General features: G+C 65.0%; 16 protein-coding genes. 7 read left to right on the top strand and 9 right to left on the bottom strand.

Going from position 1 to position 16,903, the window contains the following annotated elements; genetic code table 11:
* Position 1 precedes the first annotated feature (1 nt).
* From LZ016_RS08520 to LZ016_RS08510, 3 genes are all read left to right on the top strand, one after another.
* The gene (locus LZ016_RS08520; RefSeq protein ID WP_241446958.1) at positions 2 to 2,284 is read left to right on the top strand and encodes a ribonuclease R family protein; all 2,283 of its coding nucleotides are present in this window, start codon (positions 2 to 4) and stop codon (positions 2,282 to 2,284) included.
* A 39-nt stretch (positions 2,285 to 2,323) separates the two neighbouring features.
* A complete protein-coding gene (locus LZ016_RS08515) occupies positions 2,324 to 3,181 on the top strand; it encodes a c-type cytochrome (protein WP_241446957.1) in 858 nt (285 codons plus the stop codon).
* Positions 3,182 to 3,245: 64 nt separating this feature from the next.
* Complete coding sequence (locus LZ016_RS08510) at positions 3,246 to 3,863, top strand: NADPH-dependent FMN reductase (RefSeq protein ID WP_277622530.1); 618 nt, start codon at positions 3,246 to 3,248, stop codon at positions 3,861 to 3,863.
* Here the strand turns inward: LZ016_RS08510 and kynU are convergent.
* The 3 genes from kynU to LZ016_RS08495 are packed head-to-tail and all read right to left on the bottom strand — an operon-like array spanning position 3,860 to position 6,331.
* Entirely contained in the window at positions 3,860 to 5,086 is a 1,227-nt protein-coding gene (gene kynU / locus LZ016_RS08505) for a kynureninase (protein ID WP_241446956.1), read from the bottom strand. The two genes, LZ016_RS08510 and kynU, sit on opposite strands and share 4 nt — an antisense overlap.
* 1 nt (position 5,087) lies before the next feature.
* Positions 5,088 to 5,642: a dCTP deaminase gene (gene dcd / locus LZ016_RS08500; protein WP_241446955.1), complete on the bottom strand. Its 555-nt coding sequence runs from the start codon at positions 5,640 to 5,642 to the stop codon at positions 5,088 to 5,090.
* Positions 5,643 to 5,653: 11 nt separating this feature from the next.
* A complete protein-coding gene (locus LZ016_RS08495; protein WP_241446954.1) occupies positions 5,654 to 6,331 on the bottom strand; it encodes a GH25 family lysozyme in 678 nt (225 codons plus the stop codon).
* Between the two features lie 211 nt (positions 6,332 to 6,542).
* Between LZ016_RS08495 and LZ016_RS08490 the strand changes: the two genes are divergently transcribed.
* Entirely contained in the window at positions 6,543 to 8,039 is a 1,497-nt protein-coding gene (locus LZ016_RS08490) for a replicative DNA helicase (protein WP_241446953.1), read from the top strand.
* Between the two features lie 3 nt (positions 8,040 to 8,042).
* Here the strand turns inward: LZ016_RS08490 and LZ016_RS08485 are convergent, their stop codons facing one another.
* From LZ016_RS08485 to LZ016_RS08475, 3 genes are read right to left on the bottom strand one after another with little or no spacing between them, the layout of a single operon-like run.
* A complete protein-coding gene (locus tag LZ016_RS08485; RefSeq protein WP_241446952.1) occupies positions 8,043 to 9,560 on the bottom strand; it encodes a L,D-transpeptidase family protein in 1,518 nt (505 codons plus the stop codon).
* Between the two features lie 31 nt (positions 9,561 to 9,591).
* Positions 9,592 to 11,019 (bottom strand): succinylglutamate-semialdehyde dehydrogenase, encoded by a 1,428-nt coding sequence (astD, locus tag LZ016_RS08480; protein ID WP_241446951.1) that lies wholly within the window; start codon positions 11,017 to 11,019, stop codon positions 9,592 to 9,594.
* Positions 11,020 to 11,051: 32 nt separating this feature from the next.
* A complete protein-coding gene (locus LZ016_RS08475) occupies positions 11,052 to 12,437 on the bottom strand; it encodes a protein adenylyltransferase SelO family protein (protein WP_366512894.1) in 1,386 nt (461 codons plus the stop codon).
* Positions 12,438 to 12,484: 47 nt separating this feature from the next.
* On the opposite strand from LZ016_RS08475, the gene LZ016_RS08470 reads away from it, so the two are divergent.
* Both LZ016_RS08470 and LZ016_RS08465 read left to right on the top strand, forming a co-directional pair.
* Positions 12,485 to 12,853 (top strand): MmcQ/YjbR family DNA-binding protein, encoded by a 369-nt coding sequence (locus tag LZ016_RS08470; protein ID WP_241446950.1) that lies wholly within the window; start codon positions 12,485 to 12,487, stop codon positions 12,851 to 12,853.
* The gene (locus tag LZ016_RS08465; protein WP_241446949.1) at positions 12,840 to 13,718 is read left to right on the top strand and encodes an alpha/beta fold hydrolase; all 879 of its coding nucleotides are present in this window, start codon (positions 12,840 to 12,842) and stop codon (positions 13,716 to 13,718) included. Before LZ016_RS08470 ends, LZ016_RS08465 begins: the two co-directional genes overlap by 14 nt.
* Here LZ016_RS08465 and LZ016_RS08460 read toward each other — a convergent pair.
* From LZ016_RS08460 to LZ016_RS08450, 3 genes are read right to left on the bottom strand one after another with little or no spacing between them, the layout of a single operon-like run.
* On the bottom strand, positions 13,708 to 14,295 hold the full coding sequence (locus LZ016_RS08460) for an SCO family protein (protein WP_241446948.1): 588 nt from the start codon (positions 14,293 to 14,295) through the stop codon (positions 13,708 to 13,710). The two genes, LZ016_RS08465 and LZ016_RS08460, sit on opposite strands and share 11 nt — an antisense overlap.
* An 11-nt stretch (positions 14,296 to 14,306) precedes the next feature.
* On the bottom strand, positions 14,307 to 14,786 hold the full coding sequence (locus LZ016_RS08455) for a copper chaperone PCu(A)C (protein ID WP_241446947.1): 480 nt from the start codon (positions 14,784 to 14,786) through the stop codon (positions 14,307 to 14,309).
* Positions 14,787 to 14,835: 49 nt separating this feature from the next.
* Positions 14,836 to 15,213: a hypothetical protein gene (locus LZ016_RS08450; protein ID WP_241446946.1), complete on the bottom strand. Its 378-nt coding sequence runs from the start codon at positions 15,211 to 15,213 to the stop codon at positions 14,836 to 14,838.
* 78 nt (positions 15,214 to 15,291) lie between these two features.
* Here LZ016_RS08450 and LZ016_RS08445 point away from each other — a divergent pair, with 78 nt between their 5' ends.
* Positions 15,292 to 16,869 (top strand): tryptophan halogenase family protein, encoded by a 1,578-nt coding sequence (locus LZ016_RS08445; protein ID WP_241446945.1) that lies wholly within the window; start codon positions 15,292 to 15,294, stop codon positions 16,867 to 16,869.
* Positions 16,870 to 16,903: the final 34 nt, after the last annotated feature.

The raw sequence follows: 16,903 nt of genomic DNA, 5'->3' as shown, positions 1-16,903 counted from the left end.
CATGGTTCGCAAACGTTCGGCCGGGCTCCCCAACCGCAAGCAGATTCTCGACTTCATCGCGACGTCCGACCAGCCGGCGGGCAAGCGCGAGATCGCGCGCGCCTTCGGCCTGTCGGGCCAGGACAAGATCCTGCTCAAGTCGCTGCTGAAGGACATGGCCGACGAGGGGCTGATCGACAGCGCCCCCGGCCGCGCTTTCCACAAGGCGGGGGGAGTTCCGAAGGTCACCGTGCTGCGGATCGTCGAGGCCGACGACAGCGGCAACATCTTCGCGGTGCCGGAGCAGTGGCACGCCGACGGGCCGCCTCCACGCCTTCGCGTGATCGAGCGCGGCCGGCGCGGGGCGCTCGGCATCGGAGATCGCATCCTCGCCCGGACCGAGGAGCGCGGGCAGGGCTACGTCGCCCACCCGATGAAAAAGCTCATGCGCTCGGCCGAGCTGGTGCTGGGCGTCGTGAAGAAGGAGGGCGAACGTTTCTGGCTGACCCCGGTGGAGAAGAAGGAGCGGCGCGAGCTTGCGATCAGCGACCTGAAAGACGCCGAGCCCGGCGACCTCGTGCTGTGCGAAGTCTCGGGACGCCCGCCGCGAGTACAGGCGCGCGTCGACGCGGTGCTTGGAGATCCGTTCGCGCCGCGCAGCTTCAGCCTGATCGCCATTCACAAGCATGGCCTCCGCCACGAATTCCGGCAGGAAGCGATCGACGGAGCGCATCGGGTCGCGAAGCTGCCGCTCGGCGAGCGCGAAGACCTGACGCATCTGCCGATCGTCGCAATCGACCCCGCCGACGCGCGCGACCATGACGACGCCATCTGGGCGGCCCCGGACGATGACGAGGACAACAAGGGTGGCTGGAAGGCGATCGTCGCGATTGCCGACGTCAGCTACTACGTCCGCCCCGGCTCCGAGCTCGACCGCGAGGCGAGGGCGCGCGGCAACAGCGTCTACTTCCCCGACCGCGTCGTCCCGATGCTGTCGGAGGAACTGTCCGCCGACATCTGCTCGCTGAAGGAAGGGCAGGTTCGGGCCGCAATGGCCTGTCACCTGAAGATCGCCAAGGACGGATCGCTCAAGAGCTGGCGATTTACGCGCGCCAAGATTTGCGTCGCTGCAAACATTGCGTACGAGGATGCACAGGCCGCAATCGATGCAGCGGGCGAAGAGAAGGTCGAGGTCAGCTCGCCTACGTGCTCCATGCCGGAGGTCGAGGGCGCCGTTCCCCAGGAGTTGGTCCGAACCGCCCTGCAACCGTTGTGGGGAGCCTGGCGCGCCATGCTCGCCGCCCGCAACAAGCGTGAGCCGCTCGAGCTCGACATTCCCGAGCGCCGAGTGATGCTCGACGAAAAGGGCCGCATCACTTCGATCGCTCCGCGCGATCGGCTCGATGCGCACCGCCTCGTCGAGGACTTCATGATTGCCGCCAACGTTGCCGCCGCCCGCGCGCTGGAGGCGAAGAAGGCGCCGGTCATGTATCGCGTCCACGAGGGCCCCAGCCGCGAGAAGCTGGTCGCGCTGAAAGACTATCTCGCGACCTTCGACCTCGAATTTGCGCTGGGGCAGGTGGTCAAGCCGAGCACCTTCAACCGCATCATTGAGCGGATCGGTGACTCGAACGGCCGCGCCGAGATCATGGAGCAGTTGCTCCGCACGCAGATGCAGGCGCGCTACGGACCGGAGCGGCTGGGGCACTTCGGCCTCGCGCTTGCGACCTATGCGCACTTCACTTCGCCCATCCGCCGCTACGCCGACCTGTTGGTCCATCGCGCGCTCGTCACCGCTTACAAGCTCGGGGACGGCGGCCTGCCTCCGGGCGAAGAAGAGCGGTTCGAAGAGATCGGCGAGAAGATCTCCATGCTCGAACGCCGCGCGATGGAGGCGGAGCGGGAGACGATCGACAGGTATGTCGCTGCCTTCCTCGCCGACCAGGTCGGCCAACTCGTCGAGTGCCGCATCACCGGCGTGCAGCCGTTCGGCTTCTTCGCGACCGTGGAGGACCTCGGCGGCGACGGACTCGTCCTCGCTTCGACGCTTGGTCAGGAATATTTCCGCTACGATGAGGCGGCGCGCCAGCTCGTCGGCGAGGAGAGCGGGGAGACCTATCGCGTCGGCCAGCGGCTTACCCTGAGGCTCGCGGAGGCTAATCCCGTCAGCGGCTCGCTGCGCTTCGAATTGCCCGAAGGCAGCTACGGCGGACCGCGTTCGGCACCTCAGCGCCGCGACCGTGTTCGCAGCACCGGAAGGCGCGGCCGTCCCGCCAATATCCGGCACGATTCCCGTCGCCGCTGAACTTCGCTATGGCGCCCTCACAATTGGGGGCAATTGGAAATGGCGAAGGTATTGCGTTGGACGGGGTACGTCCTGGGTCTCGTGCTGCTGCTGATCGTCGCGGCGCCTGGTTACGTCTGGTTCGCGTCGAACAATGCGCTGAACGCCAGGGTCGAGCCGCACGCTGAAAAGCTCATCCCGATGCAGCGGGCGAGCGTCGAGGAGGGCAATCACCTCCTCCTGACGCGCGCCTGTGCAGAGTGCCATGGGTCCGACCTGCATGGCGCCAAGTTTCTCGACGATGCGAAGATCGCAACCCTCTACGCGCCCAACCTGACGCTCGTCGCGAAGCAGGCTACGGACCAGCAGCTCGCCCAGGCCATCCGCCAGGGCGTCGGCTATCGAGGCGAGCCGCTGCTCGTCATGCCGTCCGAAAGTTATCAGGACCTCACGGACGCGGAGGTCAGTTCGCTGATCAAGGCGATCCGCGCGGCCCCAGCGGGCGGTCGGGAAACGCCAGCGCGGCGTGTCGGTCCGCTCGGCCGGATCGGGCTCGTCGCAGGCAAATTCAAGACGGCTCCGGTCGTGGTCCAGGATTATGCGAATGCGCGCGCGGCGGACCTCGGACCACAGTTCGCCGCCGGCCGGCACATTGCGGTGACCGTCTGCAGCGGCTGCCATGGCTCGACGCTTTCGGGGAAGGAGGCCGAGCCCGGCACGATGGCTCCGGACTTGACGATCACCGGCAGCTACGACCTTGCGGCCTTTACAAAGCTGATGCGCACCGGCTTGCCGCCGTCGGGCAAGGAGCTGAAGATGATGACCGGCGTCTCGCGCAAGGCTTTCACCCACTTCACGGACCACGAGATCGCGTCGCTGCACGGATATCTGGTGGAGCGTACCCGGCGCGCTCCGTAACAACGGCAATCGCAACCTTTGCTCCGGAGGAGTATTGGGCTTGCAGCGGAAAGGGAGCTCGCACATGGCCTACAAGATCGCGATCATCGTCGGCAGCCTGCGCAAGGATAGCCTGAACCGGAAGGTCGCGCGGTCCATCTGCGCGATCCGCAACGACAATCTCGACTGTTCGATGATCGAGATCGGCGACCTGCCGCTCTACAACCAGGACCTGGACGGCAGCCCGCCGGAGCAGTGGGTGCGCTTCCGCGAGCAGATCGCTGCGGCAGACGGCGTGCTCTTCGTCTCTCCCGAATATAATCGCGGCATTCCGGGCGTCCTGAAGAACGCCATCGACGTCGGCTCACGCCCTTACGGACAGAGCGTGTTCGACAAGAAGCCGGGCGCGATCGTCACGGCTTCCCCCGGCTCCATCGGCGGCTTCGGCGCCAATCACCAGATCCGTCAGGCGGCGGTCTTCCTCAACATGCCGATCATGCAGCAGCCCGAAGCCTATCTGGGCCATGTGACGGACGACAGCTTCGATCAGGATGGCTGCCTGAAGGACGGACCGCTGAAGGATCTCGTGTCCGTCCTCGCGCACGCTTTCGCCAACTGGGTCGATATGATCCATCGCTCGCGGCAGCTCCTTGCGGAGGACTCGGCCCACGCTGCGCAGCAGAAGGTGAAAGAGCCGGCCTAGGTTACCTTCTGCCACTCGAGGAAGCGGGGCCGGTCCCACTCGCGGGTCGACAGGATGGCGGCAAGCGCGTCGGCCGCGTGCCAGGCGTCCTCATAGCCGTTGTACAGCGGCGCGAAGCCGAACCGAATGAGATCGGGCGGCCGGAAGTCGCCGACGATGCCGCGGGCGATCAGCGCCTGCATCACGGCATACCCTTGCGGATGGGCGAAGCAGACGTGACTGCCGCGCGCCTTCGGGTCACGAGGGCTGGCGAGCTGCGTTTCCGAGCCGCACCGGTCCTCGACGGCTTCTATGAAGAAGCGGGTCAGCTCTTGGGACTTTGCTTCGAGATCCGCGACTGCGACCCCCCCGAACGTGTCGAGGCCCGCATCGAGCGCTGCCAGCGCCAGGATCGAAGGCGTCCCCGTGAGGAAGCGGCGAATGTCGGGCGCGGGCTCGTACTTGCCGGCAAACGCGAACGGTGCGGCGTGTCCCATCCAGCCGCTCAGCGGGGACTGCAGCCGGCCCTGCAGCCGCTCGGAGACGTAGAGGAAGGCCGGCGCTCCCGGGCCGCCGTTCAGATATTTGTAGCCGCAGCCGACGGCGAGGTCGCAGCCGCTGCGGTTGAGTTCGAGCTCGACCGCGCCGGCGCTGTGCGACAGGTCCCACAGAGTGAGCGCGCCCATGGCATGGGCCGTCTCGTTGAGGGCGGCCATGTCGTGACGAAGGCCGCTGCGATAGTCGACGTGAGTCAGGAACAGGACCGCCGTGTCCTGGTCGATGGCTGAGGGGATGTCTTCGCGAGGAACTGTCCGGGGCCTCACGTCAGGACGAAGGGTCGCCAATCCCTGCGCTGCGTAAAGGTCCGTCGGGAAATTGGCCTCCTCCGTCAGAATCGACGAGCGGCCCGGCTGGGCAGCCACTGCGGCGGCCAATAGCTTGAACAGGCAAACCGTCGTCGAGTCCGCGATCAGCAACTCGTTCGGCTTGGCTCCGACGATGGGCGCGAGCTTCGCCGCGATCCGCTGCGGCCAGTCGATCCAGCCATGCTTGTTCCAGCTGGTGATCAGGTCCTCGCCCCACTGGCGCTCGACTACTTCCGCAAGGTGCGGCGCCGTCGCTTTCGGCAAGGCGCCGAGCGAATTTCCGTCGAGGTAGATCACACCATCCCGCAGGACGAACCGATCCCGCACTGGCCGCAGTCGGTCTGCCGCGTCCAGCGTTCGCACTTGTTCAAGGTTCATCTTACAGCTTCGGCAGCGTGACCCCGCGCTGGCCCATATATTTGCCGGCGCGGTCGGCGTAGCTCACCTCGCACGGCTCGTTGCCCTGCAGGAACAGGAACTGGCACGCGCCTTCGTTGGCGTAGACCTTCGCCGGCAACGGAGTCGTGTTCGAGAATTCCAGCGTCACATGACCCTCCCAGCCGGGCTCCAGCGGAGTGACGTTCACGATGATCCCGCAGCGCGCGTAGGTGGATTTGCCCAGGCAGATGACCAGCACGTCCCGTGGGACGCGGAAATATTCGACCGTGCGCGCCAGCGCGAAGCTGTTCGGCGGGATGATGCAGCAGTCGGTCTTGCGATCGACGAAGCTGTTGGACGCAAAATCCTTCGGGTCGACGACTGCATTGTCAACGTTGGTGAAGATCTTGAACTCGTCCGCGACGCGCGCGTCGTAGCCGTAGGAGCTAAGCCCGTAGCTGATGCAGCCCTCACGGCGCTGGGCCTCCACGAACGGCTCGATCATGCCGTTTGTCTGCGCTTGCTCACGAATCCAGCGGTCGGAAAGAATAGCCATGCGCGAGAGAGCTAGCGGGCTGCCACGTTCCAGTCCACGTGACCGTTCACTCCATCCAGCGTGCGGACATTCGACACCTGCCAGATGGCCCATGGGCGTGCGCCGAAGCTGGGTTCGGCATGGAGGCTGCGAAGCCAGAGTGGTCGGTCAAGGGTCGCGCTGACGCGATAGCGGCTGTCGAATACCCGGGTGACATAAAGAACGGCAGGCTTGCCGTAGCGCGCCTCGACGATGCGCAGGAAATCGCCCAACTCCTTGTGGAATTTGGCCCGTGAGGGCCGGCGGTCGCAGTTGCCGGGAAATTCGAGGTCCACGGCCGGCGGCAAGGCATTTACGTCGACGGGTACGTGGCGCACGAAGTGGGCGGCCTGGGCCCGTCCGCTCCGGCAGAGCGTGAAGAAGTGGTAGGCGCCGCGGCGGATGCCAGCTGCCCGCGCAGCATGCCAGTTGGTCGAGAACCGCCGGTCGACGTGGTCGCCGCCCTCGGTCGCCTTGATATAGGCGAAGTCCACGCCTTGGCGCGGCAGCTTTGCCCAGGCGATGTGGCCCTGGTGATGTGAGACATCGATGCCGTGATAGGGATACCGCCGATGCGATCGATCGGCGGAGTGCGACTTGGCTGCGAGGCTCGAAACCGGGATCGCCGCCAACGTGATGAGCACGATCCAGTTGCGGAGAGCGACGGCCATGACCTGAAGCCTAACGGCCGCAGGATAGCCCCCTCAATAGTCATTAGTGCGGATGGGCCGCACCGGTTTTTCTGTGGATGCACGCGCACCGGCAAAAGTCTTGTCGCGCAGAACCGGCTGCTCAAACGGCCCACATTCTATCCACAGATGATGATGTCCGTGCTACTTTCGTTCTCGTTGGAGGGTGGCCGGTCAGCGGCCAAGAAGGGTCATGGCCGAAGTAATCCGTATCTCCGAATCCGCCGAGCCGGCGGCAGCAACAGCGCTCCCCCAGAACGTCGAGGCGGAGGCTGCGCTTCTTGGCGCGCTGATGATCGACAATCGCCTCGTCGAGGACGTGCAGCTGAAGCTGAAGCCGCACCATTTCTTCGAGCCTCTGCACGGCCGGATCTACGAATCGATCCTGAAGCTGACCGACCGCAACATGATTGCGAATCCGGTCACGCTTCGCCCCACGTTCGAAGCCGACGAGGCGATGAAGGAGATCGGCGGGCCCGCCTATCTGGCGACGCTGACCGGCTCCGGCGCGGCAATCATCGGCGCGAAGGATTTCGCCCAGCAGGTCTACGATCTGGCTCTGCTTCGGGCGCTCATCGGTGTCGGGCGCGATCTGGTGGAGGGCGCGCTCGACACCAGTGAGGACGTGGCGCCGCTCGAGCAGATCGAGAAGGCCGAGACCGAGCTCTACAAGGTTGCCGAAGAGGGCGGGGCCGAGGGCAAGGCGAAGAGCTTCGGCGAAGCGACCAAGCTCGCGGTCGAGATGGCCGAGAAGGCGCTCAACAGCGGCGGCCACCTTTCCGGACTGACCACGGGCATCGAGGGAATCAACGCCAAGGTCGGCGGCCTCCACGGCTCCGACCTCGTGATTCTCGCCGGCCGCCCGGGCATGGGCAAGACCTCGCTCGCCACCAACATTGCGTTCGCGGCCGCGCAGCGGTTCGCGCGCGATGTCGAGGACGGCATCGAGCCCGCGAAGTCCGCCGGCGCGCCGACAGCCTTCTTCAGCCTGGAAATGTCGGCGGACCAGCTGGCGACGCGTATCCTTGCCGAGCAGTCGGGCATCAGCTCCGAGAATTTGCGCATGGGCAAGATCAGCCAGCAGGAGTTCCGCTCGCTGGCGCGCGCCGCCGCGGAGCTTCAGAGCCTTCCGCTCTATATCGACGACACCCCGGGCCTGACGATCGCGGCGCTCCGCACACGCGCGCGCCGCCTCAAGCGGCAGAAGGGCATCGGCTTCGTCGTGGTCGACTATCTGCAGCTCCTCCAGGGGACCGGGCGCGCAGGCTCGAGCGACAATCGCGTCCAGGAAATCTCGGAAATCAGCCGCGGTCTGAAGCAGCTAGCGAAGGAACTCGAACTGCCCGTGCTCGCGCTGTCTCAGCTGAGCCGAGCCGTTGAACAGCGGGAAGACAAGCGTCCGCAGCTGTCAGACCTTCGCGAATCGGGCTCGATCGAGCAGGACGCCGACATGGTGTGGTTCGTTTATCGCGGCGATTACTACCTGGCCGCGAAGAAGCCGGACGACGATCATCCCGACATCGCGGCATGGCGCGAGGAGATGGACCGCATCTACGGTCGCGCCGACCTCATCGTCGCGAAGCAGCGCCACGGCGCCACTGGCACGGTGCGCATGAAGTTCGACGCCCGTATCACCAAGTTCAGCGACGCGGCCGACGACCAGTACCTGCCGGAGATGCGGGGCGCCTAAGTCTTACGGGCCGACGTCGCCGCCCGCGTGGCCTTGCTTGGCGCGCGGCCGCTTGCGGACGTAGCCGAGGGCATAAGCGACATCGTCGTCCCAGCCGTAGGTATCGTTTACCAGCTTGACCCTGCCGTCCTCGACGAAGGCGGTGTGGTAGAGCAGGCGGACCGGCACCTCGGTCTTCAGCTTCACGAAGCCCTCGTCGTCCGGCTTCATCATCGCCTCCTGGAACTTCGGCAGGACGCCGTCGTCCGACGCGAGCAGCATCGCGAAGCCGGTCGCGTCCTGCACGCGGATGCAGCCGTGGCTGCGGTGGCGTTCGGGCATGGTGAACAACGCCTTCGCGGGCGTATCGTGCAGGTAGATCGCCTGGTCGTTGCGCATGTCGAATTTCACTTCGCCGAGCGAGTTCTTCGGCCCCGGCAGCTGGACCAGCCGACCGTCGCGATATTCCATGTTGTTTGCGGCGAGGTAAGCCGGGCTCTTGTCCTTCAGCTCGTCGTCGAGGATCGAATCCGGCACCCGCCAATAGGGGTGGGCCACAAGCTGGAAGATCGGCGACCCGAGCTGCGGCGTCTCCCAGTCAGGCTGTCCAACGACCACGTTACGATGGTCGCGGAGCGTGCCGTTGCGCCAATAGTCGAGGTAAGCCGCGCCGGTGTTCACGTCGATGCGCGTCTGCGGCGGATTGCGGTCGAGCCAGCGCAGCCGCTCCAGGTTCACCGCGAGCTGGCGCGCGCGGTCGCCGGGACCCTCGTTCAGCGACTTGACCGTGCCGGGCCCGATAACGCCGTCGGGCTTTTGGCCGTAGTCCGCCTGCATACGCTTGACCGCGGCGACCATCGCGGGCGTGTAGCGCTGTGGCGGCGCCTGCTGGGCCTTCAGATAGCCGACAGCCGCAAGGGCGTTCGCGATCGAAGGCAAGCGCGCATCGCGCTGCCCCGGCTTGATCGCCTTGCCCGTCGCGACTGCCGCACCGTTACCGGCCTCGTTGGCGAGCTTGAGGTAGCGCACGAACTCGTCGGACAGCGCCCGATATTCCTCGGTCTGCGGCGCCAGCGTGCCGAACCAGTCGGCGAGATTGCCGTCCTTGAGCGCCTTCGAGAGGCCGGCGGCCACGTCCACCTTCGGACCCGGAACAGTGTAGATCCCGTCGATCTTCTTCGGGTTCGAATAGCCTTGGGCCAGCGCGGACGCGTAGCGCAGCGCCATGCGCGTGAGCGCAAGCTCACGCTCCTCGCCGTCCTTGGGAAGGTCGTCCTTCAGCAAGAGGTCGCGCCGCAGGCCGTGGATGGGCGCGCCATCCACGATCTCGATCAGCTGCTTCTCTGCCTTGCGGTCCCATGCCCGCTCGTTGTTTCGAGCTGCGTAAAAGGCGCGAACCTGCGCGTCGGCTTTGCCGCCGAGGGCCTCCGCATCGATTGTCTTGGGATCGGAGCTGAGTGGACCGGCATTACCGCAACCCGCAACCGACAGACTGAACAGGGCAAGTGCGACGGCCTTGCCGATACCATTTTGAACTTTCACAGCCGCTCAACCAACGGCTGTTCGAAAAAGTTCAGTCTTCCTGAAGGTTGGGGTCGCGCAGTCCCTCGCCGATCGTCCCGCGGAGCTTGTCGCTTTCGCTGCTGGTGACCGGATACGCGCAATAATCCGCGGCGTAGAATGCACTCGGCCGATGGTTGCCCGACATGCCGACGCCGCCGAACGGAGCGGTCGACGGCGCGCCGTTGGTCGGCTTGTTCCAGTTGATGACGCCGGCGCGGATGTTTGCCCAGAACTTGTCGTACTGCTCCGGGCTTCCGCCGAGCAGGCTGGCGGCCAGGCCGAAGCGCGTGTTGTTCGCCTCGTCGATGGCCTGGTCGAAGTCTTTCACGCGAATGATCTGCAGGACCGGGCCGAACATCTCCTCGTCTGGAAGGTCCTTGGCGTCGGTGACGTCGATGAGCGCGGGCGTGAGGAAGGGCTTGCCGTCGTCCGGGCGTTCGAGCCGGATGATCGGGCGTCCGCCCTTCATCATCAACGCGACCCACTGCTCCTGCAGGTGATCGGCCGAGGCGTTGTCGATGACGCATCCCATGAACGGCTGCGGGTCGGCGAAAGGCTCGCCGACGATCATGCGGTCCACCAGCTTCACGATCTTCTCGATCAGCGGCTCATGCTTGCCGTCTTCTACGATCAGCCGGCGCACGGCCGTGCAGCGCTGACCTGCCGACAGGAAAGCGGACTGGGCGATGATCGCGGCGGCCGCGTCCAGGTCTTTCACATTCCACGCGACGATCGGATTGTTGCCGCCGAGCTCGAGCGCCAGGATCTTGCCGGGGGTGTCCGCGAATTGCTTGTGAAGCGCCGACCCGGCTCGCGCCGAACCGGTGAACAGCAAGCCGTCGATACCCGGCTGGGAGGCGAGGGCCTTGCCCTGCTCCGGACCGCCGATGAGCAGGCGGACCGCGCCCTTGGGAACGCCGGCATCGTGGTAGCAATCCACGAGGAACGCACCGCTCGCAGGCGTCTTTTCGGACGGTTTGAAGACGACCGCGTTGCCGGCAATCAATGCCGGGACGATGTGGCCGTTCGGCAGATGCGCGGGGAAGTTGAACGGTCCGAGGACTGCCAGGACGCCATGCGGCTTGTGGCGCACGGCTACCTTGTTGCCGAGGTTTGCCTCCAGCTTCTTCTGCGGAGTGCGGTCCGCGTAAGCGTTGACCGAAATCTCGACCTTGTTGATGACCGCTCCGACCTCGGTCTTGGTCTCCCACAGCGGTTTTCCCGTCTCGCGAGATATGAGCGCCGCGAAATCGTCGGTGCGCGCGCGGACGATATTGGCGAAGCGTCGAAGCGTCTCGATGCGATAGGCGACCGAGTGCGCCGCCCATTCCGGCCAGGCCGCACGCGCGGCCGCGACCTCGGCGGCAGCATCGCCTACCGCGCCCGACCACAATTCGGCGCCGGTCGCCGGCTCCGTCGACACCAGTTTTTCGGCCATTAACTGTGCCTCACCAAATTGCGATGAAACGGTCAAGCGCCTGACCTTTGGTCCGAATGCGCTTCACCCATGCGGTGGATGGCCGCGACCTTGGTTTCGAAGGGTTTCCAGTCGTCTCGCTCGGCGATGGCCGACCAGATTTCCTCAACCTCGTCGATATGCATCGAACAGGGCTCCGCGTCGGACCAATAGGGGTGCGATGGCGCGCTTCCCCGGCCCTGAAGCTGCGCGGCCAAGGCGCGGAAGTGCTCTGAAGGATAGCGTTCGGCGCCCGGATCGCGCCCGCCTCGCCAGTCGAAGAAGAGGCGGTCGATCGTCGCCTCGCGCGACTGGAGAGCTCGCAGGAGAGACGCAGCCAGTTCGCGGTCTGCCGCACGTTCGCCCGGTTGGACGCCGAGGCGCTTGAGAAGGGCCGAGACCAGTTCGTCCTCGAACCGATCCGACCAGCGGGCGAGCCCTTCCGACAAGGGCGGCGCATCCGTCACAAGCGAAAGGCTGCCGGCGAATTGAGCGAGGTCCCACTGGATCGCCTCCGGCTGCCGACCGAAGGAATAGAGTCCGTAATGGTCGAAATAGGCCGCCGTGAAGCCCGGGTCCCATTCCGGCGTAAAGCGCCAGGGGCCGTAATCGAAGCTCTCGCCTGTGACGTTGATGTTGTCGCTGTTGAGGACGCCGTGAACGAACCCGGCGGCCAGATAGCTTGCCGCGAGCCTAGCCGTGGCGCCTGAGACGAGGTCGAACAGGCGCAGCGCATTCTCATTTGCGTCCTCGCCCGGCTGCTCGCCGTAGAGGTTCGACAAACAATAGCGGACCAGCGCGTTGATGTTCTCGACCTCGCCGTAAAAGGCGAGCCGTTGGAAGCTGCCGATGCGGATGTGGCCGTGGCTGACGCGGGTCAGGACCGACGAGCGAGTAGGTGAGGGCTCGTCGCCCCGCACCAGTTCCTCGCCGGTCTCGAACAGAGCGAACGTCTTGGACGTGTTCACCCCGAGCGCTTCGAGCATCTCGGTTGCCAGCGCCTCGCGGACTCCGCCCTTCAGCGTCAGTCGTCCGTCCGCCGTCCGGCTGTACGGCGTCAGGCCGGAGCCCTTCGTGCCGAAGTCGAGCAATCGCCCGCGGTCGTCGCGTAGCTGCGCGAAGGTGAAGCCGCGCCCGTCGCCGATGTCCGGGTTGTACACTCGGAACTGGTGGCCGTGATACCGCAGTGCCAACGGCTGTTGCAGGTTGTCGGCCAGCGGCTCGAACCGGCAGAAGTGCGCAGCCCACTGCTCGTCAGAAAGCTCGCCCAATCCGACCCGCTCGGCCGAGCGGCGATTCAGGAAACGCGGCGTGCACTGCGGGAAGTCGGCCGGTTCGACCGCGTCGTAGAAGGCGTCGCCCAGCTCGAGGATGCGGGGATCGGGTGTGTAGGAAGTCACGTCCACCCAATCTGGCGATGGACCGGCGGTTCCGCTAGGCCTTGCCGATGGGAAGCAAAGGCGACGCGATCGTCTCGGAACTGCGTGCTTGGGGCCTGACTGTCCCCGGCGCCCACAGCAAGGCGCCCTGGCCCGAGCACGACGATCTGGCGGTGAAGGACAAGACCTTCGCCTACCTGCCGGCGAAGGGCCGGGAGTTCAGCCTCTCCTGCAAGCTTCCCTACACCGGATACGAAGCTCTTCAGTTGCCCTTTGCGGAGCCGACCGGCTACGGTCTGGGAAAGAGCGGCTGGGTCAGCTTCAACCCCGGGGAGGGTCAAATTCCGGATATCGAGCAATTGAAGGCGTGGGTCGAGGAAAGTTACCGTGCTCAGGCGCCGCGTAAGTTGGTGAAAGAGCTCGATGCGAGGAACTGAGGCGGCTGTCCGCTGGCAGGACCGGTATTTCACGAGCCGCGACGGGCTGAAGCTCTATTATCGCGACTATGAGGGCTCGGCGGATCGCCCGCCGCTGCTGATGCTGCACGGACTCACCCGCAACTCGCGCGATTTCGAGGATGTCGCCGCGCGATACGCCGGCGAGTGGCGCGTGATCGTTCCGGATTTCCGCGGCCGGGGGAACAGCGGATACGATCCCACCTGGGCCAACTATTCGCCGCCGACCTACGCGATGGACGTCATCCAGCTCCTCGATGAGCTGGGCGTCAGCGAAGCGGTGTTCCTGGGGACCTCGCTGGGCGGCCTGGTGACGATGATCATCGCGACCATCGCGCCGCAGCGCATCGCGGGAGTCCTTCTCAACGACGTCGGCCCGCAGCTGGACATGACCGGCATCGAACGCATCAAGTCGTACGTCGGGATACCCGCGCTCTTCCGCGACTGGGATGACGCAGCGGAGCAGCTTCACGGTCGCCTGGGCGATGCGAACCCTGGCTACGACCGCGACGATTGGGTCCGGTTCGCGAAACGTTGCTGCAAGGAAACCGACCGCGGCGTGGAGTTCGACTACGACATGGCAATCGCGGAGCCGTTTCGGGCGGGGAACACGGGTGAGGTTCGCGATCCATGGCCCTTCTACCAGGCGCTGGCCGGACGGCCGGTACTCGTGCTCCGCGGCGCGCTCAGCGACTTGCTGAGCGACACTGCATTCGCGCGGATGGCGACCGAAATTCCGGACGTGGAAACCGTTACCATCCCGAACGTCGGCCATGCGCCGGATCTGTCAGAGCCTGAGGCCGTTGCAGCCATCGACCGGCTGCTAGAGCGCGTGCTTAAGCGCTGATCCGCTTCAGCTTTGCGAGTGCCGGTTCATCGGTTTCGTCGGTGGCGATCGTCCCGGAAAAGTGACCGGTCTTGTCGAACAGAAGCACGGTCGACGTGTGGTTCACACTATATTCGCCGCCGGGCTGAGCGACTTTCTGCGAGAAGATGCCGAACTGCTTCTTCACCTGCTCGACCTGCGCAGGTGAGCCGGTGAGTCCAATGACCGGGCTGTTGAACAGAGCGGTGTAGGCGCCGACGTCCGCGGGCTTGTCGCGCTCAGGGTCCACGCTGACGAAGACGATTTCGAATGGACGGTCGCCTTGGCCGAGTTGCTGCCGAAGCTTGACCAGTCGCGCGAGCGTCGTGGGGCAGACGTCCGGGCAATGCGTAAAGCCGAAGAAGAGCGCGTACGCTTTTCCGTTGAGCTTCGTGCTGGAGAAGAGCTGTCCGTCGGCCCCGACCAAATTGAAGGGCCCGCCGAAGCTGGCGAGCGTGATCTGCTGATCCTTGGGTTGAGGCTCATTCTCCCGGCTGAACATCAGCACCGCGAAAGCCGCGATCGCAATTCCCACTAACGCCCAGAGAAATACACGCACTCGCTTCATTTCTATTTCGGGCCGTCCGCCGCAGCATCGAGGACAGGAACGTCGATCTTGCGGGCTCCCGATCGCTTGAAGTGAAGCGTCAGCGGGAGCGAGCTTCCCTCCTTGAGCGGAGCAGCCAGCCCGCTGATCATGATGTGCGTGCCCTGCGGTTTGAGCTGCACGGCGCCGCCCGCGGGGATTTCAAGCGACGGCACAGCCTTCATGCTCGTCACGCCATTCGCCGTGGCCGTGTCATGCACCGCCGCTGTCGCCGGAGCGTCAACAGTCACGCCTTGAAGCCAGTCCGTATCCCAGCTGGGGTTCCGGATTGTCATGTAGGCGGCGCCCATGGTCTGTCCCGGGGCGGTCTCGCGCGCCCAGGGGTTCATGACCCGGACGTTCACGGGACCCTTCTTCGCCTCTTCCTTGGCCGGCTTTTCCGGCGGCTGTTCTTTGGAGCAGGAGACTGCGAGCAGGGCAGCCAGGAGGACGATCCGTTTCACGCTCTGGTCCCTACGAGCCGTGCAATGCGACTGCAATGCGGCGCCGTCGTCACTTCGGCTTGGTATAGGGTACGAATTCGCCCATCCGGCAGGTCGGTCCCGGGATATGGCTTGTGGGATCGAACGAGCGGACGAGGTCGCCCATGCAATATTGCGTGCCGAGCGGCTCCGTGACGAGCACGTCCCACTGTCCGAACGATCCGCAGTCGCCCTGGACGTGATTGATCCATGTCGTGCTTCCACTGCGGTACAGAAGCGTGCTGCGGTTGGCGGGGCGGAGGCTATTGGACTGTTCGATCGTGACGCAGCGCTGGGGCGTGCCTGCCACCCGGCCTTCGATTTCCGCGATAGGCGGGTTCCACGCGGCGGGCGGGGGAGAAGAGCAGCCGGCCAGGACCGCTGCGAGGCAGATTACGGGAGGCCTCATCGGAAGTTCCTTCTAAGCCAGATTGCGACCTACCAAAACGCCGATTAACGCTGCCTGTCGACTAGCAAGAGAGTGGATATGGCAGGCGGCGACCAACCGGTACGCAAGGTAACGATCGTCGGTGGCGGGACCGCCGGGTGGATGACGGCCGCGGTGCTGTCGCAATGGCTGAGCCAGGTCGAGATCAAGTTGGTCGAATCCGAAGAGATTGGGACCGTCGGCGTGGGCGAGGCGACCATCCCACACATCCGCAATTACCTGCCGCTTGCGGGCGTCGATCCGCTGAAGATGATTCACGCGACCAAGGCGACGTTCAAGCTCGGCATCCAGTTCGTCGACTGGGGCGCCCCCGGTGAGAGCTACTTCCACGGCTTCGGAAACATCGGCCGCGACATGCTCTGGCTGCACGCGCATCAACTCTGGCTCGCCGCCAACGAGCGTGCGCCCGGTTCGGTGAAGCATTTCGACAATTACTCGATCGCGGCCGCAGCTGCGCTTCGAAACCGCTTTGATTACCCCGACAAGCGCAATCCCAACTCGCCGCTCGCCGATTTCGAATATGCTTATAATTTCGACGCCTCGCTGTTCGCGCGCTTCCTCCGGGCCGAAAGCGAAGCGCGCGGGGTCCAGCGCATTGAAGGGCGCGTCGTCGAAGTGCTCAAGGATGGCCAGAGCGGTTTCGTGAGCGGCGTTCGGCTTCAAGATGGCCGCGAGCTGGCGGGGGACCTGTTCGTCGATTGCTCAGGCATGCGGGCGCTGCTGATCGGGGACACGCTCGGCGTGGGGTACGAGCACTGGAACAAGTGGCTCATCTGTGACCGTGCGCTTGCCGTGCCATGCGAAAGTGTATCGCCGGTCACGCCTTACGTCCGCTGCACGACGCGGTCGGCCGGTTGGCAGTGGCGTATTCCGCTGCAGCACCGCATCGGCAACGGTTATGTCTATTCGTCCAACCTTCTCAGCGACGACGAGGCTGCCGAGACGCTCTTGGGCAATCTCGATGGAACTCCCCTGGCGGATGCCCGGCCCGTGCGGTTCGCGCCGGGACGAAGGCTCAAGGCCTGGGACAAGAACGTTGTTTCCATCGGCCTCTCCTCAGGCTTCCTGGAGCCACTGGAATCCACGAGCATCCACCTAATCCAGACGGGGATTCAGAAGTTGCTCGCCCTGTTCCCGGCGACGGGATTCTCGCAGCCCGACATCGACGAATACAACCGTCAGGCCCGTTTCGAGTTCGAGGACGTGCGCGACTTCATCATCGCGCATTACAATGTCACCCGAAGGTCAGGCGAGCCATTCTGGGATTACGTGCGCATGATGGACGTGCCCGACAGCCTCAAGGAACGGTATGAGCTGTTTGCGTCTTCGGGGCGCTTCTTCAAGCGCGCCGCCGCCGAGCTGTTCGCCGAAAACAGCTGGGTCCAGGTCCTGCTCGGACAGGGTTTTCAGGCGCGCCCCGATCCCGTCGCGCAATTCGTGCCAACCGAGGAGATCGTCAGCTTTCTGGAGGATGTCGCAGACACCATCGCCGACGTTGCGGAGGAGCTGCCGGATCATGCCGACTTTGTGTCTCGGCTACCGACTAGCACGCCCGGGGCGCAACAAGGACCGAGTGCGGCCCTCATGCACAACCTCGCTGAGGTGCATCGCGAGTAGAGTTCGCCGGACGTTCGTGTCCAGAAAACCACAG

The organism is Sphingomonas telluris (assembly GCF_022568775.1).
GTDB classification, from domain to species: Bacteria; Pseudomonadota; Alphaproteobacteria; order Sphingomonadales; family Sphingomonadaceae; genus Sphingomicrobium; species Sphingomicrobium telluris.
The sequence above is the reverse complement of the archived record's forward strand: the minus strand, read 5'-3'. Positions and strand labels throughout refer to the sequence as shown.